The sequence below is a fragment of the Streptomyces hokutonensis genome (assembly GCF_000376565.1).
GTDB lineage: Bacteria > Actinomycetota > Actinomycetes > Streptomycetales > Streptomycetaceae > Streptomyces > Streptomyces hokutonensis.
The window spans coordinates 114,673-139,343 of record NZ_BARG01000050.1 but is presented as its reverse complement, the minus strand read 5'-3'; the positions used below and the strand labels follow the sequence as shown (position 1 = coordinate 139,343).

Annotated in this window: 20 protein-coding genes; 9 read left to right on the top strand and 11 right to left on the bottom strand. The window is 70.7% G+C overall.

The genetic code is table 11. From position 1 onward, the window contains the following. Window positions 1–2: 2 nt before the first annotated feature. From SSP08S_RS30990 to SSP08S_RS30980, 3 genes are all read right to left on the bottom strand, one after another. Window positions 3–1,310: an MFS transporter gene (locus SSP08S_RS30990; protein WP_019071543.1), complete on the bottom strand. Its 1,308-nt coding sequence runs from the start codon at window positions 1,308–1,310 to the stop codon at window positions 3–5. Then, on the bottom strand, window positions 1,307–1,915 hold the full coding sequence (locus SSP08S_RS30985; RefSeq protein WP_019071542.1) for an ArsR/SmtB family transcription factor: 609 nt from the start codon (window positions 1,913–1,915) through the stop codon (window positions 1,307–1,309). The genes SSP08S_RS30990 and SSP08S_RS30985 overlap by 4 nt, the downstream gene beginning before the upstream one ends. Window positions 1,916–1,980: 65 nt before the next feature. Next, window positions 1,981–3,261 carry a YhgE/Pip domain-containing protein gene (locus SSP08S_RS30980; protein WP_019071541.1) on the bottom strand — a complete coding sequence of 427 codons (1,281 nt, stop codon included), beginning with the start codon at window positions 3,259–3,261 and terminating at the stop codon, window positions 1,981–1,983. A gap of 124 nt (window positions 3,262–3,385) precedes the next feature. Between SSP08S_RS30980 and SSP08S_RS30975 the strand changes: the two genes are divergently transcribed. The 3 genes from SSP08S_RS30975 to SSP08S_RS30965 all read left to right on the top strand — a co-directional run bounded on the left by SSP08S_RS30975 (window position 3,386) and on the right by SSP08S_RS30965 (window position 6,277). Then, window positions 3,386–3,967 carry a TetR-like C-terminal domain-containing protein gene (locus SSP08S_RS30975; RefSeq protein WP_019071540.1) on the top strand — a complete coding sequence of 194 codons (582 nt, stop codon included), beginning with the start codon at window positions 3,386–3,388 and terminating at the stop codon, window positions 3,965–3,967. A gap of 131 nt (window positions 3,968–4,098) precedes the next feature. After that, window positions 4,099–5,529: a hypothetical protein gene (locus tag SSP08S_RS30970; protein WP_245607987.1), complete on the top strand. Its 1,431-nt coding sequence runs from the start codon at window positions 4,099–4,101 to the stop codon at window positions 5,527–5,529. Between the two features lie 22 nt (window positions 5,530–5,551). Then, the gene (locus tag SSP08S_RS30965; RefSeq protein ID WP_019071538.1) at window positions 5,552–6,277 is read left to right on the top strand and encodes a hypothetical protein; all 726 of its coding nucleotides are present in this window, start codon (window positions 5,552–5,554) and stop codon (window positions 6,275–6,277) included. Between the two features lie 16 nt (window positions 6,278–6,293). Here SSP08S_RS30965 and SSP08S_RS30960 read toward each other — a convergent pair whose 3' ends face one another. Then, window positions 6,294–6,716, bottom strand: a complete 423-nt coding sequence (locus SSP08S_RS30960; protein ID WP_019071537.1) for an NUDIX hydrolase — start codon at window positions 6,714–6,716, stop codon at window positions 6,294–6,296. Window positions 6,717–6,886: 170 nt separating this feature from the next. On the opposite strand from SSP08S_RS30960, the gene SSP08S_RS30955 reads away from it, so the two are divergent. Next, entirely contained in the window at window positions 6,887–8,458 is a 1,572-nt protein-coding gene (locus SSP08S_RS30955) for a hypothetical protein (protein WP_020684321.1), read from the top strand. Here SSP08S_RS30955 and SSP08S_RS56200 read toward each other — a convergent pair. Then, a complete protein-coding gene (locus SSP08S_RS56200; RefSeq protein ID WP_019071536.1) occupies window positions 8,403–10,109 on the bottom strand; it encodes a DUF2264 domain-containing protein in 1,707 nt (568 codons plus the stop codon). The two genes, SSP08S_RS30955 and SSP08S_RS56200, sit on opposite strands and share 56 nt — an antisense overlap. Window positions 10,110–10,196: 87 nt before the next feature. Further along, window positions 10,197–11,240 (bottom strand): rhamnogalacturonan acetylesterase, encoded by a 1,044-nt coding sequence (locus tag SSP08S_RS30945; protein WP_019071535.1) that lies wholly within the window; start codon window positions 11,238–11,240, stop codon window positions 10,197–10,199. A 187-nt stretch (window positions 11,241–11,427) separates the two neighbouring features. Between SSP08S_RS30945 and SSP08S_RS30940 the strand changes: the two genes are divergently transcribed. Together SSP08S_RS30940 and SSP08S_RS30935 are read left to right on the top strand one after the other, a co-directional pair. After that, complete coding sequence (locus tag SSP08S_RS30940) at window positions 11,428–13,107, top strand: rhamnogalacturonan lyase B N-terminal domain-containing protein (RefSeq protein ID WP_019071534.1); 1,680 nt, start codon at window positions 11,428–11,430, stop codon at window positions 13,105–13,107. Window positions 13,108–13,146: 39 nt separating this feature from the next. After that, complete coding sequence (locus SSP08S_RS30935; RefSeq protein ID WP_078532559.1) at window positions 13,147–14,220, top strand: pectinesterase family protein; 1,074 nt, start codon at window positions 13,147–13,149, stop codon at window positions 14,218–14,220. An 8-nt stretch (window positions 14,221–14,228) separates the two neighbouring features. Here SSP08S_RS30935 and SSP08S_RS30930 read toward each other — a convergent pair whose 3' ends face one another. Together SSP08S_RS30930 and SSP08S_RS30925 are read right to left on the bottom strand one after the other, a co-directional pair. After that, window positions 14,229–15,641 carry an RICIN domain-containing protein gene (locus SSP08S_RS30930; RefSeq protein ID WP_019071532.1) on the bottom strand — a complete coding sequence of 471 codons (1,413 nt, stop codon included), beginning with the start codon at window positions 15,639–15,641 and terminating at the stop codon, window positions 14,229–14,231. Window position 15,642: 1 nt separating this feature from the next. Then, entirely contained in the window at window positions 15,643–16,713 is a 1,071-nt protein-coding gene (locus tag SSP08S_RS30925) for a glycoside hydrolase family 43 protein (protein WP_019071531.1), read from the bottom strand. A gap of 197 nt (window positions 16,714–16,910) precedes the next feature. Between SSP08S_RS30925 and SSP08S_RS30920 the strand changes: the two genes are divergently transcribed. After that, entirely contained in the window at window positions 16,911–19,019 is a 2,109-nt protein-coding gene (locus tag SSP08S_RS30920; RefSeq protein ID WP_019071530.1) for a hypothetical protein, read from the top strand. A gap of 30 nt (window positions 19,020–19,049) precedes the next feature. Here the strand turns inward: SSP08S_RS30920 and SSP08S_RS30915 are convergent, their stop codons facing one another. Beyond that, entirely contained in the window at window positions 19,050–19,457 is a 408-nt protein-coding gene (locus SSP08S_RS30915) for a hypothetical protein (protein ID WP_026178975.1), read from the bottom strand. A gap of 154 nt (window positions 19,458–19,611) precedes the next feature. Between SSP08S_RS30915 and mmuM the strand changes: the two genes are divergently transcribed. Beyond that, entirely contained in the window at window positions 19,612–20,538 is a 927-nt protein-coding gene (gene mmuM / locus SSP08S_RS30910; protein ID WP_019071528.1) for a homocysteine S-methyltransferase, read from the top strand. On the opposite strand, the gene SSP08S_RS30905 is transcribed toward mmuM, so the two are convergent. Together SSP08S_RS30905 and SSP08S_RS30900 are read right to left on the bottom strand one after the other, a co-directional pair. Further along, a complete protein-coding gene (locus SSP08S_RS30905; RefSeq protein WP_019071527.1) occupies window positions 20,525–21,574 on the bottom strand; it encodes a LacI family DNA-binding transcriptional regulator in 1,050 nt (349 codons plus the stop codon). The genes mmuM and SSP08S_RS30905 overlap by 14 nt on opposite strands. 179 nt (window positions 21,575–21,753) lie before the next feature. Further along, entirely contained in the window at window positions 21,754–23,331 is a 1,578-nt protein-coding gene (locus tag SSP08S_RS30900; protein WP_019071526.1) for a carboxylesterase/lipase family protein, read from the bottom strand. Window positions 23,332–23,554: 223 nt separating this feature from the next. On the opposite strand from SSP08S_RS30900, the gene SSP08S_RS30895 reads away from it, so the two are divergent. Then, window positions 23,555–24,568, top strand: coding sequence for a hydroxyacid dehydrogenase (locus SSP08S_RS30895; RefSeq protein ID WP_026178974.1), 1,014 nt, complete (start codon window positions 23,555–23,557; stop codon window positions 24,566–24,568). The last annotated feature ends 103 nt before the right edge of the window (window positions 24,569–24,671 follow it).

Sequence of the window (24,671 nt, the reverse complement as noted above, 5' to 3'; positions counted from 1 at the left end):
AATCAGAAACGATATTCCTCACGCGTGGTCTCGGCGTCGGCGTCCGGGCTCTTCCCCAGCACCCGTGTCCCCGGTATCGGCGAGGGCAGCAGCCACAGCACGCACAGCGCCCCGCCGACGGCCGCGACGACGAGGGTCGCCCTGAGGCCGACCAGTGTGGCGAGCCCGCCTCCCGCCAGGGCGCCCAGCGGCCGTACCCCGTAGTTGACCGTGTTGTACGCCCCGGCCACCCGGCTCCGCAACCCGTCCGGAACCATCGATGTCTGGAGCGAGTTGAGGTTGACGTCGAGGAGCATGACGCCGAAGGCGGAGAGGAACTCGGACGCGCCCAGGATGCCGAGGCGGGCCCAGGTCGGGCCGGTCGCGGCCGCGATGAGGGCGATGGGGGCCGGGTACAGGACCGCCCCGATGACGATGCTGCGGCCCACACCGATCCGGCGGGTGATCGCGGGAGCCGTCACGGCCCCCAGGAGGCCGCCCGTCGCACCCACTCCGAACGCCAACCCGATGGCCCCGGGCGACAGTTGGAGGACCCGGTCGGCGAACAGCACCACCAGACCCGTGCTCGCCAGGAACGTGAAGAAGTTGACGGTCGTGGCGCAGAGGAGCCCGGCCCGCATGACGGGCTCGTGGATCACGAAGGCCAGCCCCTCTCGCGCCCGCCGCAGCAGCGAAGGGCCGGACGCCTGGCTGCTGTTCGCCGGTTCGTCGACGCGGGTGCGTCCGACGAGGATCGCCGACGTGACGAACGACAGCGCGTCGGCGATCACCGCGACCGGTGCCGTCAGCGCCTGCACCAGACCGCCGCCGATCGCGGGGCCCGCGATGAAGGAGACCGATCTGCTCGCGCTGAGCTTGCTGTTGGCGTCGACGTACGCCGTCTGCGGCACGAGGTGCGCGAAGTAGGACGAGTAGGCCGTGTTGAACACGACCGCCGCCGCGCCGGTCAGCAGGGCCACCGCGTAGACCTGGCCGAGCGTCACCGTGTCGAAGGCGTAGGCGATGGGGAGGGTGAGGAGTACCGCGGCGCGGAACAGGTCGGCGAGCAGCATGAGTCGGCGCTTGCCGGGGCGGTGGTCGACCCAGGCGCCCAGGAACAGGCCGAGGAGGTTCGGGGTCCAGACGAGGGCGGTCAGCCAGGCGACCTGGTTCGCGGAGGCGTGCAGGGCGCCGACCGCCAGGAGGGGCAGGGCCAGTTCGGAGATGCGGTCGCCCAGCTGGGAGACGGTCTGGCCGCACCAGAACCGTACGAAGCGACGGTCCCGCCACAGCGAGCCGGGCGCTGGCCGAGGTGTCCGTCGGCCCTTCACTCGGGTATGTCCGTCGCGCTGTCCTCGCTCCCGGCGCCCTCCGGCAGGGTGTACATCAGCAGGCGGACGCCCCTGCCGTCGGGTGGCCGGCGATCCCGGTTGCGGGCGACGTACGGCGCGATCAGTTCCTCCATCGCGTCCTTCAGCGCGGCCAGTTCCGCCGCCGTCACCGTGATCCGTGTGTCGGCCGCCCCGGCGAGCCGGCTCCACTCGGGTTCCAGGTCGGGCGCTGTCCCGGTGAGCCAGCGCAAGGGTACGTCCGCTCTGCGCGCGAACATCTCACCGGCCAGCTCCTGCGCGGCCGACCGGCCCTCCTCGTCCCGCCCCGCCTCGAACCGGAAGCCCCGCGCCACCGCCGCCCAGCGCCGCTCCCGCCGGTCCGTCCCGCCCTCGGCGTCGCGGACCAGGCCGAAACCGGCGAGATGGCGCAGATGCCAGCTGGTGACGGACGGGGTGGCACCCACGTGCGGGGAGAGCCGGGAGGCGGTGGCGGGGCCGTAACGCTGAAGGCGTTCGAGGATGGCGAGCCGCACGGGGTGGGCCAGCGCCCGCATGGTCTTCGGGTCGGAGATCTCCATGTCGCCGAAGCGATTGCCGGAATCCATGATGTGAGAGTGTTCTCTCAGAAAGTCTGACAGTCAACTCCCGGATATGGCCACGTAGTTGAGCCTCAGGCCATCGGCTGCGGTGTCAGGCGCTTGTGGCCCTTCCTGTCGTAGTACTGGACCATCACGAAACCGAAGAGCAGGCCGATGGCCGCCCCGACGCCGATCATGGTCCAGGCGCGGGTCAGGCCCGCGTCGCCGCGGGCGTCGAAGTAGAGGATCGCCCTTACGCCGTCGCTGAGTTGGCGCATGGGCTCGAAGTGGGAGAGGAAGCGGTAGAAGCCGGGGACGGCCTGGAGGGGGACGGTCGCGCCGGAGGACGGCAGGCCCAGGACGATGAACACGAACATGGAGACCAGCTGGCCGATCCCGCCGAACGCGGCGTTGATGGCCTGCACGCCCAGGCCGACGGCGAGGGCCGCGCAGTAGGAGTAGATCCACAGCAGCGGGATGTGGGTGGCGTCCATGCCGAGGATGCTGACGCTGGCGAGCATGATCAGGGAGACGCTGAGGAGGGTGATGCCGGCCGTCATGACCATCTTCAGGAGCAGGGTCTGGGTGCGGTCGATCGGGACCGTGGGGCGGCGGGTGTGCCAAGGACCGATCTCGTTGTCCGCGTAACCGAGGGCCGTGTCCACGCCGTTGCTGATGACGTTGCCGCCCATGAAGCCGGCCAGGACCAGCAGCAAGGTGTAGTAGAAGGCGGTCAGGCCGATGCCGCTGTTGCTGCCGATGGGGTGGCCGACCTGGGTGACGACGGCGACCGGGTCGGCGAGCAGCAGTTTCTGCGTCGAGTCGGCCTTCGCGGCCGCCGCCGTGAGCTGCTTGCCGATGGTCAGGGACGCCTGTTGGGCCGCGGTCGTCGAGATCTTGCTCGCGAGGGAGGAGCCGAGGCTGCCCTTGCCGGGGTTGGTGAGCACGGTGATCGTGGGCCGGGCGGTGGCGTTCGTGGTCGACAGCGCGGCGACGGAGTCCGTGAAGCCGGCGGGGATGACCAGGGCGCCGTAGACCTTGCCGGAGTCGAGTTCCTTCTGGGCCTGGACTCTGGTGAGTTGTCTCCAACCGGCCGCGCGGCTGCTGGTGTTCGTCACGATGGCGTGGGCGATCTGGGTGCCGATGTTCTGCTGCTGGCCGGGGAGCGGTGTGCCCGTGTCGCTGTTGACGAGGGCGATGGGCAGGTCGTTCAGCTCGCGGTTGGGGTTGACGATGCCGCCCATGTAGAGCAGGGACAGCAGGAAGGCGAGCAGGCCGGTCAGCACGGTGGGGATGAGCCACAGCTTGGGGCGGCCGAGGAGTGCGGTGGCGCGGAGGCCGGTGGGGGCGGGGGTGGCGGAGTCTTCGTCCATGGTGGTCAAGTCTGGTGCCGGAGTCCGGTGGCGGCGGGGTGAAAACACGCGGGGCACCCGTCTTGTTACTGGTTATTGTCCTAGGGTCTTCAGTTGCCGCAGGTCGGAGGAGAGGTGGAGCACCGTGCCACGTGCGGGACTCACCGCCGACCGTGTGGTCGCGGCGGCGGCCGACCTCGCCGACGAGGTCGGCTTCGAGAACGTCAGCCTGTCCGCGCTGGCCCGCGGCTTCGGGGTGAAGGACGCGAGCCTGTACTCGCACGTCAGGAACCTCCAGGACCTGCGCACCCGGGTCGCGTTCCTCGCGGGCGGCGAGCTGGTCGACCGGATCGCCGTCGCGGTCGAGGGCCGCTCCGGCCGGGACGCGCTGGGCGCGTTCGCCGACGCCTACCGGGCCTACGCCCTGGAGCACCCCGGCCGGTACGCGGCCACCCAGATCCGCATCGACCAGACCCTGGTCGCCGCCTCCCCCGCCCTGCGCCGCACCGCCGAACTCACCTACGGCCTGCTGCGCGCCTACGGCCTGGAGGAGCCCGATCTCACCGACGCCGTACGCCTGTTGCGCAGTACGTTCCACGGCTACTGCGCGCTGGAGTCCGCCGGCGGTTTCGGTGCGCCGCGTGATGTGCGGCAGTCGTGGGAGCGTGCCGTCGACGCCCTCCATGTGGCATTGACGCACTGGCCGCGTGAAGGGGAAGCGGTGTGACGGAGACGGCGGTTCCGGTCCGCGCCCCAGGCGCATCGCTGACCACTTAGACTGGAAGCTTCGCGAATGCCACGTGCCACCCTGGGGGGAGGGAGCGCGACTTGTCTCAACAGCAGCTGGGACGTGGTCCCTTGAGAGCGCCGGGACCTCCGGGAGCGCCCGGTCCGGTACCGCAGGGCGGGAGTCCGCCGGCCCGGTTCGTGGGCTGGCTCGGCCGGTTCGGGTGCCTGGCCGCCGGTTACGCGGTGTTCCAGTTCCTGTTCGAGGTGCTGCCCGACTCGATCGACGGGGCGCCCGCCAAGTATCTGATCTCCGGGCTGAGCGGCCTCGCCACGGCCGGAATGACCTGGCTGGCGGCGGCCCTGCTCCGCGCCCGCACGTCCGGCCCCGCACCGCTGCCCGCCCCCGCTCCCCCGCCACCGGCCGTCCCCGGCCCGCTGCCACAGGTGTTCGGTTCTGCCTACGACACCCTCGTCGCCCAGGTCGCCGAGGTCGACGACCCGGTGCGCGGCCGTCTCATCGGCTGGCCGCACTCCCTCCTGGAGCTGGACGGCCCGGCCCGGCCGACCTCGCTGGCCACGGCGTACGGCCTGCACATCGTGCTGGACCTGGGCGTGCAGGACGGACGGCTGCACACCGGCGACCTCATCGACACACTGTGGCGGCTGCGGCTGCAGGGCGGCGGCTGGTCGGCCCGTTCGCAGGGGGCGGTGGCCCGCCCGGAGGTCACCGCGATGGTGCTGGGCGCACTGGCCCGGGCGGGAGCCTCGCGGGAACGGCTGGCCGACGAGGTGGCCCGCTGCGAGGCCGGCTTCACGCCCGAACTCGACAGTACGGGACGGGCGTTGACCCATGTGGTCACCACCGTGATGCGGGGGCTGCTGCGCGCGGCACCGGACGCGCCGATCCTTCCCGTGCTGCGGGACGCCCTGGTCGACGGCGCGTTCCCCGACCCGCAGCGCCAGCACCGCCGCTGCTGGAGCCATCGGCTGTCGGTGCTGCCGTGGCCCGCGCACCCGGACCGGCCCGTCGTCCGGCACCCCGCCCAGCCCTCCGCGCTGCACACCGCGCAGGCCGTGGTCGCCCTGGACCGGGCGGCCCGGGTCCTGGGCGAGGGGCCGGTGGAGCGTGCGGCGCGCGAGGACGGGGTGCGCTGGCTGCTGGCCTGCCCGGCGACCGCGCACGACGCCTGCGCCGATCTGGCGAACCTGCGCGAGGAGGTGCGCCGCCGCCACCCGGACGACTCCTCGCACCACGAGGTGCTGAACGTCCGCCACTTCACCGCGAGTTGGATCGTGCGCGCGCTGCTCACCCCGGGCGCCCAGGAGATCGCCCGGCAGGACGGCCTGGAGGAGGCCTGGCAGGAGCGGCTGAACGGGGCGGCGGGCGCGGTGTGGGCGGCGCAGACCGACGGGATCTGGTCCTGGAGCCGGGACGGGTCCATGTTCACGACGACGGAGGAACTGCGCCAGCCGATCTGGATGACCTATCAGGGGCTTTCGGCGCTGCGCGCACATGCCGTATGGATGTATCAGCCGGATACTCGAACCAGGCTGGTGTGAGGGCGAGTTGGAGAGTGAGTGCATGGGTGGTCGGCAGATCCTGGCGGCGCGACGGCTGCTGACCGAGGCGCTGGACGGCGACCTGTCCGACGACGAGACGGTGACCGCGGCCCGTGCCGTCATCGCCGAACTGGGCTCTCCCGAGCGGCTTTTGGAGCTGGTGGCCGAACTCGCCTCCGGCGAGGGCGATCCCGAACACTGCGCCGGGCTGTCGTACCGTCATGTCCTGGGCTTCGACAAGCTGTTGCTGATCGACGGCGGACCGCGCCACATGCTGCGCGCGCACCTCTGGCATCCCGACGTGGCGGCGATCGGCGCGGAGGACATCCACAACCACCGTTCCCCGCTTGCCTCCTACGTGGTCCGGGGCCGGCTCGCGATGGAGTTGTACGAGGCCCGGGGCGACGGCGGGATCACGGCGGACCGGTACGAGGAGTCCCTCGCCGAGCGCAGTGCCGACTGGACGCTGCGGCCCACGGGACCGGCGCGGCTGCGGCTCACACATGTGGGCCAGTACGCGGCGGGCAGCGCCTACGCCCTCCCGGCGAACACCCTGCACCGGGCCTGGTGCGACACGGACGTACCGACCGTGACCCTGTTCCTGGAGACGGGTGCCGAACGGCGGCGCCACACCGACGTGTTCACGGCCGCGGGCCCGCATCCGGGCGCGGTGGCGAAGGTACCGCTCGAGGTGAAGGACTATCTGGGCGCGTTGAACGATCTGGCGGAGTCGCTCAGAAGTTCGTGAGGGCCTGGCGAATTTCTCAGAAGTCCGTGAGGGCCTGGCGTACGACGTCCAGGTTGTACTCGTCGATGTCGAGGCCGGAGCCGGCCAGCTCGGAGGGCCGCAGCCAGCGGTACGCCTGATCGGGCTCGGGGAGGGTGATGTCCCGGGTCAGCGGCCTGACCAGGAAGTTGTCCTGCCAGTTCTTGATGTCGCGGCCTCGGTACTCACTCACGAAGGACGACTCGCCGATCTTGCGGACGATCTCGCCGAGGAGCCCGGTCTCTTCCTTCAGCTCACGCAGCGCACCGTCCTCGGACCGCTCGTCCGGCTCCAGCTTCCCGCAGGGAACGCCCCACACCCGGGGCAGGAATCGCTCGCTCGCGCTGCGGCGCACCAGAAGTACGCGTCCGTCGTCGTCCATCACGACGGCAGCCGCCAGCCGCTTGTCGCCGGGGTCCATGGTCATGGTTCCTCGGTCCCTCGCCGGAGATGAGTCCAAAGGGTCTGATACCCAGGAAAGCATCAAACGTACCAGGATCGGCCCGCCCGGGCTGTGGAGCCGGTCTCACCTCCGGAACATTGCACCCGGCACCACGGCAACCTCCTCCGCGCGGGCGGCGACTTGGGGGCATGACCAACGCAAGACGCACCACTTCGCACCGTCGCCGCGACCCCCGCCGCATCGCCCGCAAGCCGCTCGCGGGCTCACTCGCCGTCGCGGCCCTGCTGGGCGGCGCGTGGTACGCGACCGCGGCGGCGGACAGCGGCGACAGCGGAAGCGGCAGCTCGACGGCGGCCGGGACGACCACGTCGGCGTCCACCGGCGCCGACGACTCCGCGTCCACCTCGCCCACGGCGACCACGACCGCCTCCTCCGCGAAGACCACCTCGACAACCACCCCGAAGGCCGTCGCGAAAACCCCGGCCGCCGCCGCCAAGACCGTGGCCGGCACGCTCACCCCGACCAGCACCACGGTGGCGCTCACCGCCAAGTTCCCCTATCTGACGGCCGGTTACAACAACACCCGCCAGTGGACCCGTACGACCACGGCCGTGGCCCCCAACGGCACCCTGCGCGTGGCCTGGCCGGCCGCCGACGGAGTCCATGTCACCCCGCTGAACGCCGCCGGAGTGCGCTCGGGCGCCGACACGGTCGTCAAGGGTGCCAAGGAGGTCGGCGGTCTGGTCGCGCACAACGACGGGTTCGCGCTGCTCACCCGGGTGGCCGACACCAACAAGTGGAAGGAGACGGCCGCCGCGATCATCCGCTACACGAACGGCAAGCAGACCTTCCGCACCAAGCTCACCGGCACCGCGTCGAACGACACCTCCCCCGGTCTCGACGGCCAACTCACCTGGAACGGCACCAAGTACGGCGCGTACTTCGTCGTGCACGGCGCTGGCGGCTTCGCGGACGGCCACTTCGGCGACAAGTTGGCGTACATCAGCGCCAAGGGCGCGAAGCTGAGCGGTGGTTGGAGCTGGGGCTGCAGCCACAACGAGGGCATCGCGCTGCACGCCGAGACCACCGGCGCGTTCACTTCACTCTGCTTCGACGACTGGCGTTCGGGCCTGTTCGTCTCCACCGGGATCGGCGCCCCGGACGTGGCACCGGTCGTGCAGCGCGAGCAGTGCTGGGCAGGGTACTGCGGTGGTACCTTCCCCGGCCGCACGGGTGACCTGGTGAAGTCGGCGAGCGGACGGTACGCCACGGCCTTCGCCTCCCGTGGCGCCGCCTCGGCCAAGAAGAACTCCGCCGACTCCAGCGGACGCGGCTGGACGGTCACCCCGAAGACGAGCACCCACCAGGTCGCCGTCGCCTTCATGGCGAACCGCAACTCCGGCCCCGGCAAGGCGATTTACCTCACGACCGCGGCCGGCACCGAGAACGTCAACGTGCACGTCGCGCCCTACGGCAAGGCCCGCCTCCTGGTCTCCTGGGAGTCCCTGAAGGGCGCCAAGTGCGCCGCCGGCACCTGCACCGGCACCTTCACGGGCACCCATCTGCGGCTCATCGACTGGAACGGCAAGTTCCAGAGCGCGGACAAGGTGGTGAGCGCCCGCATCACCGGTGACATAGCGGTCCTGAAGAACGGCTCGCTGACCTGGGCGTACGCACCGGTCACCCCGACCTACGCGACCCCGCTCAACGGGGCGTCGCCGACCGCCACGAGCCTCCGGATAGCCCGGCTGACTCCGTGAACCGGTAGTTCATGCGCCTGCCGGAGGCCCACTGAACGGAGACGCCGTGATCCCCGTCGACCTCCACGGACACCAGTTCCGCGAGGGGACGGGGCTCCGGCTCCCCGGTGAGCCGGACCAGGGCGACGAACAGGGTGGGCCCGTCACCAACGACGCCCTCGCCGTCCAACAGGCCGTGCAGGGACACGAGTTCGGCGAGCTGTCCGTCCTCGGCCGACCAGCCCGTGACCCGGACCGGCGTCCCGGCAGCCGCGCCCACCACCAGATGCGCCCGCACCTCCACCGCCCCCTCGGCCATCACCACGCTGGTCACCCGGGCCCCGGAAGCCGCCGTGTGCCGGGAGGCCACCTGGCCCTCCCCCACCCCCAACGGCACGATGTCCGTCCGGCTCGGATCGCCGCCCACGAACACGCTGTTGTCGTACGACGCCGAGGGCACCGTAGCCGTGGAGTAGGCGAGCCGCGTGTAGTACGGGTCGTAGCGGACGTCCTCGCTGCCGTGGTTGTGGAGGCGGACGACTCCGTCCGAACTCGTCGACTGGAGAAGCCAGTTGGCGGGCGTGATCGTGGTGACCGCGTCCGTTCGTTCCGCCGGGCCCGGTTCCTCGACCGCCGTCCACACCTCGTGGTCGGGCGGGAGCAGCAGGCCGAGGAAGCCCTTGCTGGCCCAGTACGGGGACGCGGGGCCCGAATAGCCTTGCAGGACGGCCTCGTCGGGGCCGTGCCAGCCCAAACTCAACAGTCCTCGGGCGTCCATCGCGCCCCGGTCGAGGAAATAGCGGAGCGCCCCGGAGGCCAGCCGTCGTGTCTCCCCCGGTGCCAGTGGCGTACGGCCCGTCAGCGCGCCCAGCCACAGCGGAGCCGTCGTCGCGAAGCGGTACGTCAGCGAGCGGCCCTGGTGCATGGGGGCGCCGTCGGCGCCGAACAGGCGGGCGTAGTCGGCGAGATGGCGTTCCAGACGGGTGCCGTAGAGGTCGAGGAGCCGGGGGTCGTCGGCGAGCCAGGCGTGCAGGACCGGGTAGAGGTGCATGGCCCAGCCGTTGTAGTAGTCGAACTTGCGGCCGTCGCCGTCGGTGTACCAGCCGTCGCCGACGTACCACTGCTCGATGCGTTCCAGGCCGTGGTCGATCGCCTTGCGGGAGGCCTCGGGTTCGTGGCCGATCTCCTGGAGGAAGCCGCCGACCGTGACGGGGAACAACTCCCAGTTGCAGGGCCAGGGTTGGGCGGTGAGGGCGTCCGCCAGCCAGGTCGCCGCGCGCTGCTGCACCGGCTCGTCGAGGCGGTCCCAGAGCAGGGGGCGGGTCAGGCGCAGGGCGAGGGCGACCGAGGCCGCTTCGACCAGGGGCTGGCTGCGGTCCTCGATGCGGGGCCAGACGCCCGCGACGCCCGCGGCGAGGCCGTCGGCGTAGCGTTCCAGGGCCGTCTCGTCGCGGCGGAAGGCGGCCAGCAGCAGGGTGCGGGCGTAGCCCTCCAGGCCGTCGGAGAGCGTGCCGGACCAGCTGGTGTGGGTGCCGGGGAGGTGGTAGAGCGCGCGGTCCTCGGTGGCGTACGGCTCCACGGCGGCGAGGAGGGCGTCGGCTGCCGTCTCCCAGTGGGCGCGGGTATAGCCGGTGCGCGGGCTCAACACGCGGTCGTCGGCGGGCAGTTGCATCGGCTCACTCTCACGGGCGACGGGTGCGGCGGGTGGAGCCTGGGGCGCCCCGGTTCCGGTCGGAACGCCCCAGGGGTCTTTCGGGTCTCAACCCACCCGTACCCGGTCCTCCGGCAGCAGATGCCGGGCGACGAGTGCGTCGCGGACCAGGCCCGCGTACACCGTGGCACCGTGCACGGAGGTGTGCGTGTTGTCCTTCTTCTCGTTGTAGAGATAGATCGCCTTGGAGCCTTCCACTCCCAGCGATTCCACCAGCGCCTTGGTCTGCGCCGTGAGATCGATCAGCGTTACCCCCTCGGCGGCGGCGACCGAGCGGATGACGCCCGGCAGGTCGACGCCGAGTCCGTTCACCAGCAGTGCTGTGTCGTTGTTCAGTGTGCCGTCGGCATTGAACCAGCGTCGGACGATCGGTGTCACCAGAACCGGACGACCGCCCATCTCCCGGATACCCGCTACGAGGGTTTCCAAATTCGCGCGGTACGTCGCCTCGTCGGTCGTCTTGTCGTTGTGCGCGAGCTGGACCAGGACGAGGTCACCGGGTTTGATCAGCGGCTGAACCGTCCCCCAGAGCAAGGGATTCGCCAGATAGGTGACCGTACTCTCCCCGGAATCGGCGTAGTTGGCGACGGAGACGCCCTTCCGCAGGAACTGCGGGAGCTGTTGGCCCCAGCCCGAATACGGGTCGCCCGGTTGGTCGCAGACCGTGGAGTCGCCGATCAGGACGATCTGGTGGGCGTGATGGGCGGGGGTCACCCGGATGTCGGCGAGGGCGGGTGCGGTGCCGCCGAGGGTGAGGTCGAGGCCGGGGGTGCCGTCGGGGCCGGTGGGTTCGCCCTCGGGGGTGCGGACGTTCACGGTGAAGCTGCGGGTCACCGTCTGCCCGGCGGCGGTGGCCGTCTCGGGGAGCAGGGAGCGCCGGGTCTCGCCGGTGACGGCCGTACTCGCCGCGCTCTCGCCGCCGAGGCGGACCGTGACGTCGTAGGTGCCGGGCGGGACGTCGAAGTGGCAGGCGGTGGCGGTGCAGTTGGCGATGCCGAGCGGGGGCGTGCGGTCATGGGCCTGTGCGGGTGCGGCCGACAGGGCGGTGCTCAAGGTCACCGCGGCCAGCAGGGCGATGTTGAAACGTCTCATCCGTGGCTCCTCCGTCCGACGACAAGGCCTGGCGGTGGACCGTACCGCTCTGGACAAGCGCTTTCTAGACCCGCGTCAAATTTCACGTCATCGCCAACTCCCGGGCTGCGAAAGCCCTTTCGCGAAATCGATTCAACTGTCACCCTCCAAAGCACCCGCACCCCCACCTCCCGAAGGAGGCACCCCCATGTCCGGTTCTGTGAACAGACCGGTCCGTCGCCGCACCTTCGTCCTCGGCACAGCGGCCGCGGCCGGCACGGCGGCGCTCGCCGGACCGCTCGCCGAGACCGCCTCGGCCGCGAGTTTCGGCTACACCGACGACGGCTCGAACTACGTCGTCGACACCGGAGCGAGCCTGGTCTTCAAGGTCAGCAAGACGAACGGCGATCTGACCTCGCTGGTCTACAAGGGCACCGAGTACCAGGGCTACGGCGGCAAGAACTCGCACGTCGAGTCCGGCCTCGGCACCTCCACCGTGACGATCGCCCAGTCCGGCACGTCGATCCTGATCTCCGTCGCGTACGGCACGCTGAAGCACTACTACGCAGCCCGCAGCGGCGAGAACAACGTCTACCTGTGGACCAACAAGGCCGACGACTCCGTCAGCGCGACCCGCTACATCGTCCGCGTCAAGGCCGGTCTGTTCCTCAACGACGAGCCGGATTCCTACACTTACGCGCCCACCACCATCGAGTCCGCCGACGTCTTCGAGAAGTCCGACGGCCAGACCCGCTCCAAGCACTACTCGAAGAAGCGGGTCGTCGACTACGACTACATCGGCTGGACCACCGGCAGCGTCGGCCTGTGGGTCGTCCGCAGCAACCACGAGAAGGCGTCCGGCGGCCCGTTCTACCGTTCCCTGCTGCGCCACCAGAGCGCGGACGGCGGCGGGTTGTACGAGATCCTGTACTACGGCGAGAACCAGACGGAGGCGCAGCGGTTCGGTCTCCAGGGGCCGTACGTCATCGCGTTCACGGACGGCGGCGCGCCCTCCTCCGCGCTGTACCACGCCAACCTCACGACCTCGTGGGCGGATTCGCTCGGCATCTCCGGGTACACGGCCGCGAGCGGCCGGGGCCGGGTCGCGGGCGTGGGCATCACGGGCCGCGACACGGCGTACGCGTACACGGTCGGGCTCGCCAACTCGGCGGCGCAGTACTGGGGTTCGGCGCGGGCCTCGGACGGCTACTTCTCGATCACGGGGATCCTGCCGGGGACGTACACGCTGACCGTCTTCAAGGGTGAACTCGCCGTCTACACCGCGTCGGTGGCGGTCACGGCGGGCGGCACGACGACGCTGAACAGCATCGCGATCCCGTCCTCGAACGACCCGTCCAACGCGAGCGCGATCTGGCGGATCGGCAACTGGGACGGCACTCCGGGCGGGTTCAAGAACGCGGACCTGATGACGTACGCGCATCCCTCGGACGTACGGGCGGCGTCCTGGACCGGCAATGTCGTCATCGGCAGCGGGACGGAGACCTCGGCGTTCCCCTGCTATCTGTGGAAGGACGTCAACAGCGGCCTGATCGTGTACTTCAAGCTGACGGCCGCTCAGCTCGCCGCCGCGCACACCCTGCGCATCGGTGTGACGACGGCGTACGCGAACGGCCGGCCGCAGGTCGTCGTCAACGACACCTGGACCTCGGCCGTCCCCTCGCCGCCCACCCAGCCGAGCACCCGGTCGCTGACCGTGGGTTCGTACCGGGGCAACAACAGCACGTTCACGTACAGCGTTCCGGCGTCCGCCTGGCTGACGGACGCGAGCGCGTACAACACGCTGAAGATCTATGTGGCGAGCGGGTCGGGATCGACGTCGTTCCTGAGCGCAGGCACGTCGGTCGACGCGATCGACCTTCTCGCCTAGGGGCGGCAACTTCCGGGCGGGGGACGGCGACTTGTAGGCATGACTGAGCCGAACACGCACCGCCGCTCCCCCGCCCGGCGTCGAGCCGCCGCCGTGGCGACCGGTACCGCGGCCGCCCTCGGGCTGGTCGCGGTGTCGCTGGTGACCCAGGCGCGGGCCGCCACCGTCATCACCGTCGCCAAGGACGGTTCGGGCCGCTTCACCACCGTGCAGGCCGCCGTGAACGCGGCGGCGGCCGGTGACACGATCTCCGTGGCGAAGGGCACGTACGCCGAGATTGTCAACGTCCCTTCCGGGAAAACGGGGTTGACCATCCAGGGCGCCACCGGCAACGCCGAGGACGTCGTCATCACCTATGACCGGGCCGCCGGTTACACCGACGCCGGCGGCAACAAGTACGGCACGCTGGGCAGTTCGGTGGCCACGTTCTCGGCGAGCGGTCTCACCGTCACCGGGATCACCGTCCAGAACACCTTCGACAAGGCGGCCCACCCCGACATCACCGACACGCAGGCCGTCGCGGTCACCGCGCAGGGCGACCGGCAGACCTTCACCAACGACCGGTTCATCAGCCGCCAGGACACCGTCCTCAACTGGTCGCCGTCCTCGACCGGTCAGTACCGGCAGTACTTCTACTCGTCGTTCATATCCGGCGACGTGGACTTCATCTTCGGCAACGCGACCGCCGTCTACGACCGGGTCAACATCCAGCTGCGCAACTCGGGCGCGGCGGCGGGCGGTCTCAACGGCTTCCTGTCGGCGCCCAACACCAGCTCGGCCAAGACGTACGGCATCCTCGTCACCGGCAGCTCGATCACCAGCTCGGCGGCGGCCAACACGTACTACCTGGGGCGCCCTTGGCATCCGTCGGCGGACGCGGTCGGGCAACTGGTCGTCCGGCAGACCTCGTTGCCCGCTGCCGTGAAGGTCGCCGGGCCCTGGACGGACATGAGCGGCTACTCGTGGAAGAACGCCCGCTTCTCCGAGTACAAGAACACGGGTGCGGGCGCGACGGTGAACTCCAACCGCCCGCAGCTCACCGACTCCCAGGCCGCGAACTACACGGCACAGAAGTATCTGGCGGGCACGGACGGCTGGAATCCGGTCCGGTAACGCGGGTCTCAACTCCCGCGCGTCCACTGCTGGTTGGTCGCCCCGCTGCACGTGTACGTGATGATCGCGGCGGAGTTGGCGGTGGACGCGCCGGACACGTCCAGGCACTCGCCGCTCGTCCTGGCCTTGACCAGGACGTAGCTGCCGGACGTGGTCAGGCTCCACTGCTGGGCGGTGGCGCCGGTGCAGTTCTCCTGGGTGACGTTGGTCGAGTTCTCCTGGAGGCACAACGAGCTGCCCCGGCCCATGAGTTCGTAGTAGCCGGTGCCGAGGTCCTTGAACCACCACTTCTGGTTGGTGCCGCTGTTGCAGGTGTACTGGCTGATCGCGACGCCCTGCCAGAGGGACTGGTTCGGTACGTCGGCGCACTTGGAGCTGTTGCGGGCGATGAGCGTGTTGTACGTCGCGCTCGTGCCGGTGATCGTGCCGGCGGCCGTGTCGATCGACACCTCCGGGTACCAGGACGCCATGGACATCGAGGTGGTGGTCGGGAAGGTCAACGGCAGCCAGACATAACGCGAGTCGTTGACGGTGCCGCCGAAGGAGTTGCCCCAGCGGTCGCCCATGTAGAGGTACGAGGTGCCCGAAGTCCCGGTGATCGGGAGGACGTAGGCGGTCTGCGAGTTGTAGGCGGTCGAGTCGCCGACGTTGGTGAAGGCCGTCCAGGGGCCGGTGATGCTGGTGGCGGTGGCGTACTGCTGCTGGTTGGCGCTCCAGCCGGTGGCGGCCGAAGTCAGCATGAAGTAGACGCCGTTGCGCTTGAAGAGGGCCGGTGCCTCCCGGTGTCCGCCGACCCACGGGTTGGCGACCAGGCTGTCGACGGCGGTGTAGTCGGCGGTGAGTCTGTAGATGTGCAGGTCGTAGTTCTCGTTGGCGGCGGAGACCATGTACGCGGTGCCGTCGGTGTCGACGAACGTGGTGATGTCCCGGGACATGTTGTCGCCGAGTGGCTGGAAGCTGCCCTGGTAGGTGTAACTGCCGTCCACGGTCGAGGAGACGGCGACGGCGGCCTTGGCCTCGCTGTAGTCGACGCCGTTCTCCTTGTGCATCCACATCACGAACTGGCCGGTGGACGCGTTGTAGATGACCTTCGGCCGCTCGATGTAGGCGGTGCCCAGCTCGGAGGCGCTGGACTGGGTCAGGACGTGGTTGCGGAACTCCCAGTTCTTCAGGTCCGTGGAGCGGTAGGCGTCCACGTACTTGAAGGTGTTGTCGGCGTTGCGGTCCTCGCCGAACCAGTAGTAGTAGCTGCCGACCTTGATCACCCCGCCGCCGTGTGCGTGCAGGGCGTTGCCCGAAGTGTCCGTGAACTGCGTGCCGTTGGTGATGGTCTGGGCGGCGGCCTGGGCCGGGCCCGCCGTCACCAGGGCGGCGGCGAGGGCGCAGACCAGGGCGAGCAGGATGGCGTACGCACGTCTCATCTCACACACTCTCCTTCACGGTGTCGGCCACGGGGACGCCGAAGTCGGGGGTGCCGTCGGAGTGCCAGCCCAGGCGCTGGATCCGGGTGTGGCGGTTGGGGTCGTTCAGGGGATCGCCCGTGATCTCCTTGTACTGGCGCGCGTGGTAGACGAGGACGTCGCTGCGGCCGTCCTCGGCGACCGTGAAGCAGTTGTGGCCGGGGCCGTACTGCCCGGTGGTGTCGTTGCTGGTGAAGACGGGGGTCGGTGACTTGGACCAGTTCGCCGGGTCCATGAGGTCGGCGTTCGCGTCGACGGTCAGCAGGCCCATGCAGTAGTGCCAGTCGGTGGCGCTGGCCGAGTAGGAAAGGAACAGGCGGCCGTTGCGGGCGATGACGGCCGGGCCCTCGTTGACCTTGTAGCCGACGGTCTCCCAGTCGTACTCCGGTGTGGACAGGCGTATTTGAGGGCCCGTCAGGGTCCACGGGTTCGCCATCCTCGACAGCCACAGGGCGGTGTTGTTGTCCATGCCGGGCTCGTGCTGGGCCCAGGCGAGATAGCGGGTGCCCCGGTGGGTGAAGGTGGTGGCGTCGAGGGAGAACGTCTCCCAGGCCGTCCTGAGCTGGCCCTTCTCCTCCCAAGTGCCCTGGAAGGGATCGGCGTTGGCGTTCTCCAGGACCCAGATGCGGATGTCCCAGACGCTCTCGGCGGGCGCAGAGGCGAAGTAGACGTACCACTTGCCGCCGATGCGATGGATCTCCGGCGCCCAGATGTGGGCGCCCATCACACCGGTCGCGTGCTTGGTCCAGATCACCGACTCGGCAGCGGTGGCAAGGCCGTTGAGGGTGCGGGAGCGGCGCAGAACGATGCGGTCGTACTCGGGGACCGTGGCGGTGAAGTAGTAGTGGCCGTCGGTGTGCCGGTGGATGTACGGGTCGGCGCGTTGGCGGACGAGCGGGTTCACGAACGGGGCTGCTTTCGGGGACGCGGTCGCCGGGGTCGGCGCGATGGCCAGGGCGCCCGCGGCCAGAGCGGCTCCCTTCAGCATCAGCCTCCGGCTGGGGGCATGGGGCAGTTCGTCGTTGCGGCTCATACGGCTGCCTCTCGGAAACGTTCGAGGTGGCGAACACCATCTGTCATTACGAACGACTTCGAACGCCGAAAAGGTAAGGGTGTGCCACCACGAGGTCAACGGGTCCGACGAGACATTGAGAGAGCGCTTTCCCCCGCCCTTTCATCTCCGGCCGAAATTTCTGTTATCCCGGGGGGCCCCGAACCGTCTCCACTCCCGTGCGCAGCCATATCCACACGACAGCAGCAGCAGCCGGCGCCCTCGCCGCGGTCGCCGCCCTCCTCGCCGCCGCTTCCCCGGCCGCGGCCGCCGGTACCCGTGACGCGACCGCCGACGTGCTCGCCGACCGCGATGTCACGCTCTCCGGCGACACGGTGGTCACCGTGCCGGCCGGGACGACGACGTACGACGGGGTGTTCCGCGGTCAGGGAACGCTGACCGTGCGCGGCGGCGGGACGCTGGTCCTCACCAAGGACAGCGACTTCACGCTCCCGGCGGCCCGGCAGCGGCAGAAGGTGACCACCCAGGGCGGCAACCACCCGTACACGACCGTCAGCAACCCGGACCCGCCCGCGATCACGGTCGAGCGCGGGACAACTCTCCAGTACGGCACGGGTGGTGGCACCGGCCTGATCGGCCACTTCCCGTACAGCACACCGGGTTACCAGCTCAACCAGCTCAACGTCCGGGTCGACGGCACCCTCCGCCTCTCCCTGACCCGCACCTTCAACATCGGCACCATCAGCGGCTCGGGCCTGGTCACCCAGCCGCGCAACATGTGGGGCACGCTCGACCTCGCCGGAACCCACCCTTTCTCAGGGGTGATCGACAACGGCACCGGCATGGCGGTCGGCCGCCCCGAGTACCCGGTGGCGCTGCCCGACGCCCGCGCGATCCTCAACCAGGGCTCCTGGATCATCGACACCCCGCTGTACCAGACGATCACCCTGCGCCAGAACTTCTACCAGCGCGAGTACGGCAGCGACGTCAACGTGCACTCCCGGCCGGGCAGCAAGGTCGTCCTCACGGGCCAGTACAGCTACAGCGACCAGGGCGGCGACACCGACCCGTCGCTCAGCGACCCCGGCCTCAACTGGCGTGCGATCGCCCACCAGTTGAACAAGCGCGGCACCAACATCGAGGGCGCGAACGTCCAGTGGGGCGACGGCACCACCCACCGGATCTTCATGCCGGGCACCAAGGACACCGTGTACATCAACCTCCACGCGGCGAGCGGGGTCCGGTCCAGGCTGACCTTCGACTACGACGGTCCGGTCACCCTCGGTGCGCCGATCGGCGGCGGCAAGTACCACGACACCCTGGCCGCGCCCGGCGCCGGGGACATCGTGATCGCGGGGACGCGAGGGAACGACGTGACCTTCGCGGCGCCGCAGTACTACGACGGCTCGACGACCGTGGAGAAGGGGGCGGTGCTGCGGCTGGGGTCCGGGAAGCGGGGCGGCGACGGCGGGGTGCTGACCGGCACGGTCGGGCGGCGGATCGTGGACGACGGGACCCTTGTCGCACGGAACGTGTCGCTCCCCGTGAAACTGTCGTACCTCTCCGGCAAGGGGTCCCTCGTCCAGTCCGGCGCCGCGACGACGACACTGACGGGCACGGCGGTCACGTACACGGGGACGACGACGGTCTCGAAGGGCACGGTGGCGCTCCGCTCGGGGGCAACTCTGGTCCACAGCAGGTCGATCCGGCTCACCTCGGTGGGCGCACGGCTGGACGTGGGGACGGCCGGCCTGCGTGTGGCGACTGACCTAACCGGTGTGGGCACGGTGAAGGGTTCGGTGACGAACGACAGCGTGGTGACGACCGGGTTGACCGTGACCGGGAACTACACGCAGAGCACCAAGGGCGAACTGATCCTGCGCGACAAGCCGTTGAAGGTCGCGGGCAAGGTCGGCCTGGCCGGCGACCTGGATCTCTCGGCCGCCGGTACGCATCCCGCGCGGACCGTGACGATCCTCAATCACACGGGCGACGCCCCAACGACCGGCGCGTTCAAGGGACTTCGCGAGGGCAGCAGGCTCAAGCTCGCCGACACGACGTACCGGATCAGCTACCGGGGCGGCGACGGCAACGACGTCGTCCTGACCGCCGTCGCCGCGAGCAGTTCCTCCTCCCCCACCGCCCACCCCAAGTCGTCGTCCGGGACGACGATCACCGAGGCCCGTACCGAGAACACCGCCCGAGGCGCCGGCTTCGGCTGGTGGCCCTACGCCCTCGGCCTCGGCCTCCTGGGCGCCCTGCTGGTCCCGGCGACCAGGCGCACCCGGGGCGGGAGCAGGCGCGGGGGCGGGAAGCACGCGGCGTAGACCTGACGGCTGCGGTCTGACGGCTGCCCGTCATTCCGGGACGTCGACGGGAACGGTCATCGTGCGATGGCCGTCGCCGTTGGTCGCGGAGCGGGGACCGTCGAGGGCGTTCAGGGAGATGGCCAGGTGGCGGGCCGCTTCGATGGTGAAGGCGCCGTCCGGTACGGCCGTCCCCTCGGGGGGCAGTCGTGTCTCGTGCTCGGCCGGAGGGGTGCTGCTGAAGAAGCGGGCCAGGTCGATGCTGACGATCCAGCACGCCACGCCCACTTCGCCCTGGCCGGGTGCCGTCCGGCGAGCCCTGAGGTGGGCGTACAGAGTGAAGTCGTCCCCTCCGTAGGGAATCGTCGCGGAGTGTTCCTCACCGTCGGCCGACAGGCGCAGCAGCTCACGGGCGGCGGGCGCCAACGTGAACCGGGCCATCCCTTCCGCATAGACCACAGGGCCTCCTCAAGACGTGTACACGCAAGCTTCGCAGGTCGGGGACACGACCACCAGATCGCCGTATGCCGGAGCAGACGTATCGCATGCCGGGCAATCCGTTCACCAAATGGACACAGTCGGCACCCACGGCCGTATCGGCTAGCGTCGAGACATGACCAGCGACACCGCTCCCCTCCTCGCCGACGCCCTCGCCGCCGGAACACTCGTTCTCGACGGCGGGCTGTCCAATCAGCTCGGCGCGGCCGGGCACGATCTGAGCGACGAGCTGTGGTCGGCGCGGCTGCTCGCGGACCGGCCCGAGGCGATCGCCGAGGCGCATCTCGCGTACTTCGAGGCGGGCGCCGACGTGGCGATCACCGCCAGCTATCAGGCCACCTTCGAGGGCTTCGCGAAGCGCGGGATCAAGCACGACCGGGCGGCCGAACTCATGGCCGAGAGCGTGGAGTTGGGCGTCGACGCGGCGGTGGAGGCAGGGCAGCGGGGTATCGGGCGGCCCCTCTACGTGGCCGCCTCGGTCGGGCCCTACGGCGCGATGCTGGCGGACGGCTCCGAGTACCGGGGCCGGTACGGGCTGAGCGTGGCCGAGCTGGAGGCCTTCCACCGGCCGCGCCTCGAGGTGCTGGACTTCGTCGGTCCTGACGTGCTGGCCTTCGAGACGATCCCGGACGCCGTCGAGGCCGAGGCGCTGCTGCGGGCGGTGCGCGGGCTGCGGACGCCCGCCTGGCTGTCGTACTCGATCGCCGGGGACCGGACCCGCGCCGGGCAGCCGCTGGAGGAGGCGTTCGCCCTGGCCGCCGACGCGGACGAGATCATCGCGGTCGGCGTGAACTGCACTGCCCCGGAGGACGTCGACGGCGCGATCGAGATCGCGGCCCGGGTCACCGGGAAGCCCGTCGTCGTCTATCCCAACAGCGGGGAGGTGTGGGACGCCGACGCCCGTGCGTGGACGGGGCGTTCCACCTTCACCGCCGAGCAGGTCGAGGGCTGGCGGGAGGCCGGCGCGCGGCTGATCGGCGGCTGCTGCCGGGTGGGGCCCGAGGCGATCGCGGACATCCGGCGGACGCTCACACCGTCGTGATCGAGTTCCGTACGACCACGTGCGTGCCCAGCAGCAGGTGCTCGTCCGGGGACTCCGGTGTGCGGCCCAGCGCGGTGCGCACCGCGAGGCGGCCCAGCTCCTCGTAGGGGACGTGGACCGTCGTCAGGGCGGGGTACAGGTCACGGGCGAACGGGATGTCGTCGTAGCCGGCCAGTGAGACGTCGCCGGGGACGCTCAGGCCCGCCTCGTGCAATGCGGTCAGGGCGCCCGCCGCGACCATGTCGGTGGCTGCGACCACGGCGGTGAACTCCAGCTTCCGGCTCAGCGCCTGGCGCATCAGCCGGTGGCCCGAGTCGCGGGTGAAGTCGCCGTGGAGCAGGAGCTCCGGGTCGGGTTCGAGGCCGCGGGCGCGATGGGCGGCGAGGTAGCCGCGTTCGCGGCCCTGCGCGGTCGCGTGGTCGGGCTTGCCGCCGAGGAACAGGACACGCTGGTGGCCCTGGGCCAGGACGTGCGCGACCAGGGCGTAGGCGCCGCCCTCGTTGTCGTACTCGATGACCGTGACCGGTGCGCCCGGGCCGAGCGGCGGGCGTCCGCACAGCACGAGCCGCGAGCCGGCCGCCGCGAGCGAGTCGGCGATACGGCGGGTTCGGGTGCGGTACTCCGGGGTGTCGGCGGTTCCGCCGACGAGGATCACGGCGGCGGTGCGCTGGGCGCGCATGGTCTCGATGAAGTCCAGTTCGCGCTGGACGTCGCCCTCCGTGCTGCACACCAGGCACAGATGCCCGAGCCGGGTCGCCTCGCGCTCCACACCGTGTGCCATCAGCGCGAACGACGGTCCCGTGATGTCCTCCAGGACGAAGGCGAGGGTCGGTGTCCCGACGCCCGCCACGGCCTTGGCGCGCGCGTCGGCGACGTAGTCCAGTTCGCGGACGGCCCGCAGCACGCGCGTGCGGGTCGCCGTGCTCACCGGGTACTCGCCGCCGAGCACCCGCGACACCGTGGAGGCGGACACCCCGGCGCGGGCCGCCACGTCCCGGATGGTGCTCCCGTTCGCGTCCTGGCTCTTCCTGGTCATGCGCCGCCTCGCCCTTCCCCTGCCTGCGGGAACACGTCCGGCAACCGGTTCCCTGCGCGGAGGGTAGCAGCGCGCGACGGCCGGGAGGAGGGGCGTGTGTCGGCCAATTCGCCTACGTCAGTACGGCAGTTCTCGGCAACGGGCGTTGGGCAACCGGTTTCCGGCCCGTATCCGCCCGCTCACGACGACTTCGGCACATCTCCGGTCCGCCGCAACCGCCGTACGACCGACCGCAGTTCTACGGCACCGCGCGCGGGCGTGCCCACGGCCGGGACCGCCGGCTCGCGCGTCGCCGTGTCGGCCGCCCAGAGGGCGAACTCGGGGTCGCGCGGGCCGTTGGCGACGTAGGGCGTGCCCTCGCCGAAGATCTGGACCGGGTGCGAGTCGTCCCAGGCGCGCCAGCCCGGGTCGCCCTCCGCGGCGAACCGCACCCAGGCCGCGTGCATGGTGTCGGCGAGGTCCTGGGGCGCGCCCTCGCCCGCGAGTTTGGCGGCCTCGGGGACGTCGCCGGTGTCGAAGACGAAGCCGAGTTCGAGGGCGTGGCAGGAGCCCAGGTCGGGGAGGTTGGAGGGCCAGGCGAACTCGTAGACGTGGGAGTTTCCGGGGCGGGCGTCGGCCAGGCGGTGCAGCGGGTAGCGGAGCAGGTGGTCGGTGACGAGCTGGCCGACGGTCTCGGCGGTGCCGGCCGCGGGGTGCAGGGCGCGGTAGCCGCGCGGGACCTCGACTCCGCAGTGGCAGCGGGCCATCGCGCCGGCCAGGGCGACCGCGCCGAGCCGGTCGACGCGCTCGTGCAGGCCGCCGGGGACCAGCCACAGCCGGTACTCGTCGCGGGTCCACCCCATCAACAGGTCGACATCGCGGGCGACTTGACCGTCGATGAGCGCCTCCAGCGGGTCACGGGGCACCAGTTCGCCGTCGATGACGATCCCGAACGTGGGCCCGCCGAGCACCGGGCTGCTGAGCCTGCCGACCTCCGCCTGGGTGCGCAGCAGCAGTTCGCGGTCGACGGCGGCGAAGGCCTCGGCGGTGGCGGGGACCTTCAGCCGGGTCGCCATCCGGCGCACCATCCGCCGTACCTTGTCGCGGTCGAAGGCCTCCGGGGGTCCGCTCTGCAGGACGGCCCGGCGGACGAGTCCCTGGGCCTGTGGGGCGGCGAGCAGGGCGCCGATGCTGATCGCGCCGGCGGACTGACCGAAGAGGGTGATCTTGTCGGGGTCGCCGCCGAAGGCCGCGATCGACTCGTGCACCCAGCGCAGCGCGGCGAGCTGGTCGCGCAGACCGGGGTTGGCGGGCGCGTCCGGGAAGAGCCCGTAACCCTCCACGCCCAGGCGGTAGTTGACCGAGACGAACACGACTCCGTCGCGGGCGAAGGCGTGGCCGTCGTAGACGGGGACGGCCGAGGAGCCCCGGGTGAGCGCGCCGCCGTGCAGCCAGACCATGACCGGCAGCCGGGCGCCCGGGCCGGGTTCCGGGGTCCACACGTTGAGGTTGAGGCAGTCGTCGCCCGGGATGACGGGGTCGGAGAGCAGTTTGGCGAAGGCGTCGGAGTACGGCGGTTTCGGCGGGGTCGGACCGAAGGCGAGCGCGTCGCGCACCCCGGTCCAGGGCTCGGGCGGGACGGGCGGGCGGAATCTGCGCGAGCCGAAGGGGGGCGCCGCGTAGGGGATGCCCCTGAAGACCGCGATCCCGTTCTCGTACCGGCCGCGCACCGCCCCGTAGGGGGTTCCGACCACGGGGTTCGTCCGCTCTGCCGTCATCTGCCCACCAGCTCCTCACCGCGCTCGTGAACCATGCTCATCAGAGCATCACATCGCACCCCGCTATTCCGGCGGACGAACTCCGCCGGCCGGGTCACGCGAAGATTCCAGCCTCCGTGCTCCCTCCCACCGATTGACCCCCGCTCCTCGGCAGATCTACGGTAGAAGACGCTTTCAGAAAACGTTTCCGACGCTGCATCCCAAGCCGCAGTACTGGAGGGTCATGCCCAGCGCCCAGCCGCCGAGGGCCGTGTTCGCCATGGATCCGGTGCACCTGCCCCTGCTCTTCCCCCCACCCCTGATGGCACGGCTCCGGCAGACGGCCGAGATCGACCCCGGGCTCGTCGTACGCGACTTCGCCGCCCCCGAGGCCGCCGGGGCCCTGGCCGGGGCCGAGGTCCTGATCACCGGCTGGGGCTGCCCGCACCTCGACGCCGACGCCCTCGCGGCGGCACCCCGGGTACGCGCCGTGCTGCACGCGGCGGGCTCGGTCCGCTCACTGGTCGGCGAGGCCCTGTGGGAACGCGGGGTGACCGTGTCCAGCGCGGTCACCGGAAACGCGCTGCCGGTCGCCGAGTACACCCTCGCGATGATCCTGCTCGCCGGGAAGGACACCTTCGCGCAGCGGGAGCGCTTCCGGCAGGCGCACACGTACCCGACGCCCGCCGAGACCGCCGCGATCGGCAACCTCGGCCGCCGCATCGGCGTCATCGGCGCCTCCCGGGTGGGCCGCCGCCTGCTCGAACTGCTGCGGCCCTACGACTTCGAGGTCCTCCTCCACGACCCCTACGTCGGTGTCACCGAGGCCACCGCGCTGGGCGCCGAACTCCTGCCGCTGGACGACCTGTTGAGCCGCAGCGACATCGTCAGCCTGCACGCCCCCGACATCCCCGAGACCCAGCGCATGCTCGACCGCGGGCGGCTCGCCCTGATCCGGGACGGCGGGGTGCTGATCAACACCTCCCGGGGCGCGCTGATCGACCACGGCGCCCTCACCGACGAACTGCTCTCCGGCCGGCTGACCGCGATCCTGGACGTCACCGAGCCCGAGCCGCTGCCCTCCGCGTCCCCGCTCTACCAGCTGCCGAACGTCTTCCTCACCCCCCACATCGCGGGCTCGCTCGGCAACGAGCTGGCACGGCTCGGCTCCATCGTCGTCGACGAGCTGGAGCGGCTGGCCGCGGGCCTGCCGCCGGCCCACGAGGTGCGGCACGCGGACCTGGCCCGTGTCGCCTGATCCGGGCCGTCCACAGGGCCTCCTGCCTGGAACAACGATGGGATACGGTTTCCGGACCGGCGCGGGAGCAGGGCCTCGCGCGCCCGGCGGGAACGCCGATACC

Coding starts and splice junctions, on each gene's coding strand:
- SSP08S_RS30925 (WP_019071531.1), bottom strand. CDS start 16,713: ATGAGCCGCAACGACGAACTGCCCCATGCCCCCAGCCGGAGGCTGATG.
- SSP08S_RS30965 (WP_019071538.1), top strand. CDS start 5,552: ATGGGTGGTCGGCAGATCCTGGCGGCGCGACGGCTGCTGACCGAGGCG.
- SSP08S_RS30900 (WP_019071526.1), bottom strand. CDS start 23,331: ATGACGGCAGAGCGGACGAACCCCGTGGTCGGAACCCCCTACGGGGCG.
- SSP08S_RS30955 (WP_020684321.1), top strand. CDS start 6,887: ATGACCAACGCAAGACGCACCACTTCGCACCGTCGCCGCGACCCCCGC.
- SSP08S_RS30905 (WP_019071527.1), bottom strand. CDS start 21,574: ATGACCAGGAAGAGCCAGGACGCGAACGGGAGCACCATCCGGGACGTG.
- SSP08S_RS30940 (WP_019071534.1), top strand. CDS start 11,428: ATGTCCGGTTCTGTGAACAGACCGGTCCGTCGCCGCACCTTCGTCCTC.
- SSP08S_RS30985 (WP_019071542.1), bottom strand. CDS start 1,915: ATGGATTCCGGCAATCGCTTCGGCGACATGGAGATCTCCGACCCGAAG.
- SSP08S_RS30935 (WP_078532559.1), top strand. CDS start 13,147: ATGACTGAGCCGAACACGCACCGCCGCTCCCCCGCCCGGCGTCGAGCC.
- mmuM (WP_019071528.1), top strand. CDS start 19,612: ATGACCAGCGACACCGCTCCCCTCCTCGCCGACGCCCTCGCCGCCGGA.
- SSP08S_RS30980 (WP_019071541.1), bottom strand. CDS start 3,261: ATGGACGAAGACTCCGCCACCCCCGCCCCCACCGGCCTCCGCGCCACC.
- SSP08S_RS30945 (WP_019071535.1), bottom strand. CDS start 11,240: ATGAGACGTTTCAACATCGCCCTGCTGGCCGCGGTGACCTTGAGCACC.
- SSP08S_RS30930 (WP_019071532.1), bottom strand. CDS start 15,641: ATGAGACGTGCGTACGCCATCCTGCTCGCCCTGGTCTGCGCCCTCGCC.
- SSP08S_RS56200 (WP_019071536.1), bottom strand. CDS start 10,109: ATGCAACTGCCCGCCGACGACCGCGTGTTGAGCCCGCGCACCGGCTAT.
- SSP08S_RS30895 (WP_026178974.1), top strand. CDS start 23,555: ATGCCCAGCGCCCAGCCGCCGAGGGCCGTGTTCGCCATGGATCCGGTG.
- SSP08S_RS30960 (WP_019071537.1), bottom strand. CDS start 6,716: ATGGACCCCGGCGACAAGCGGCTGGCGGCTGCCGTCGTGATGGACGAC.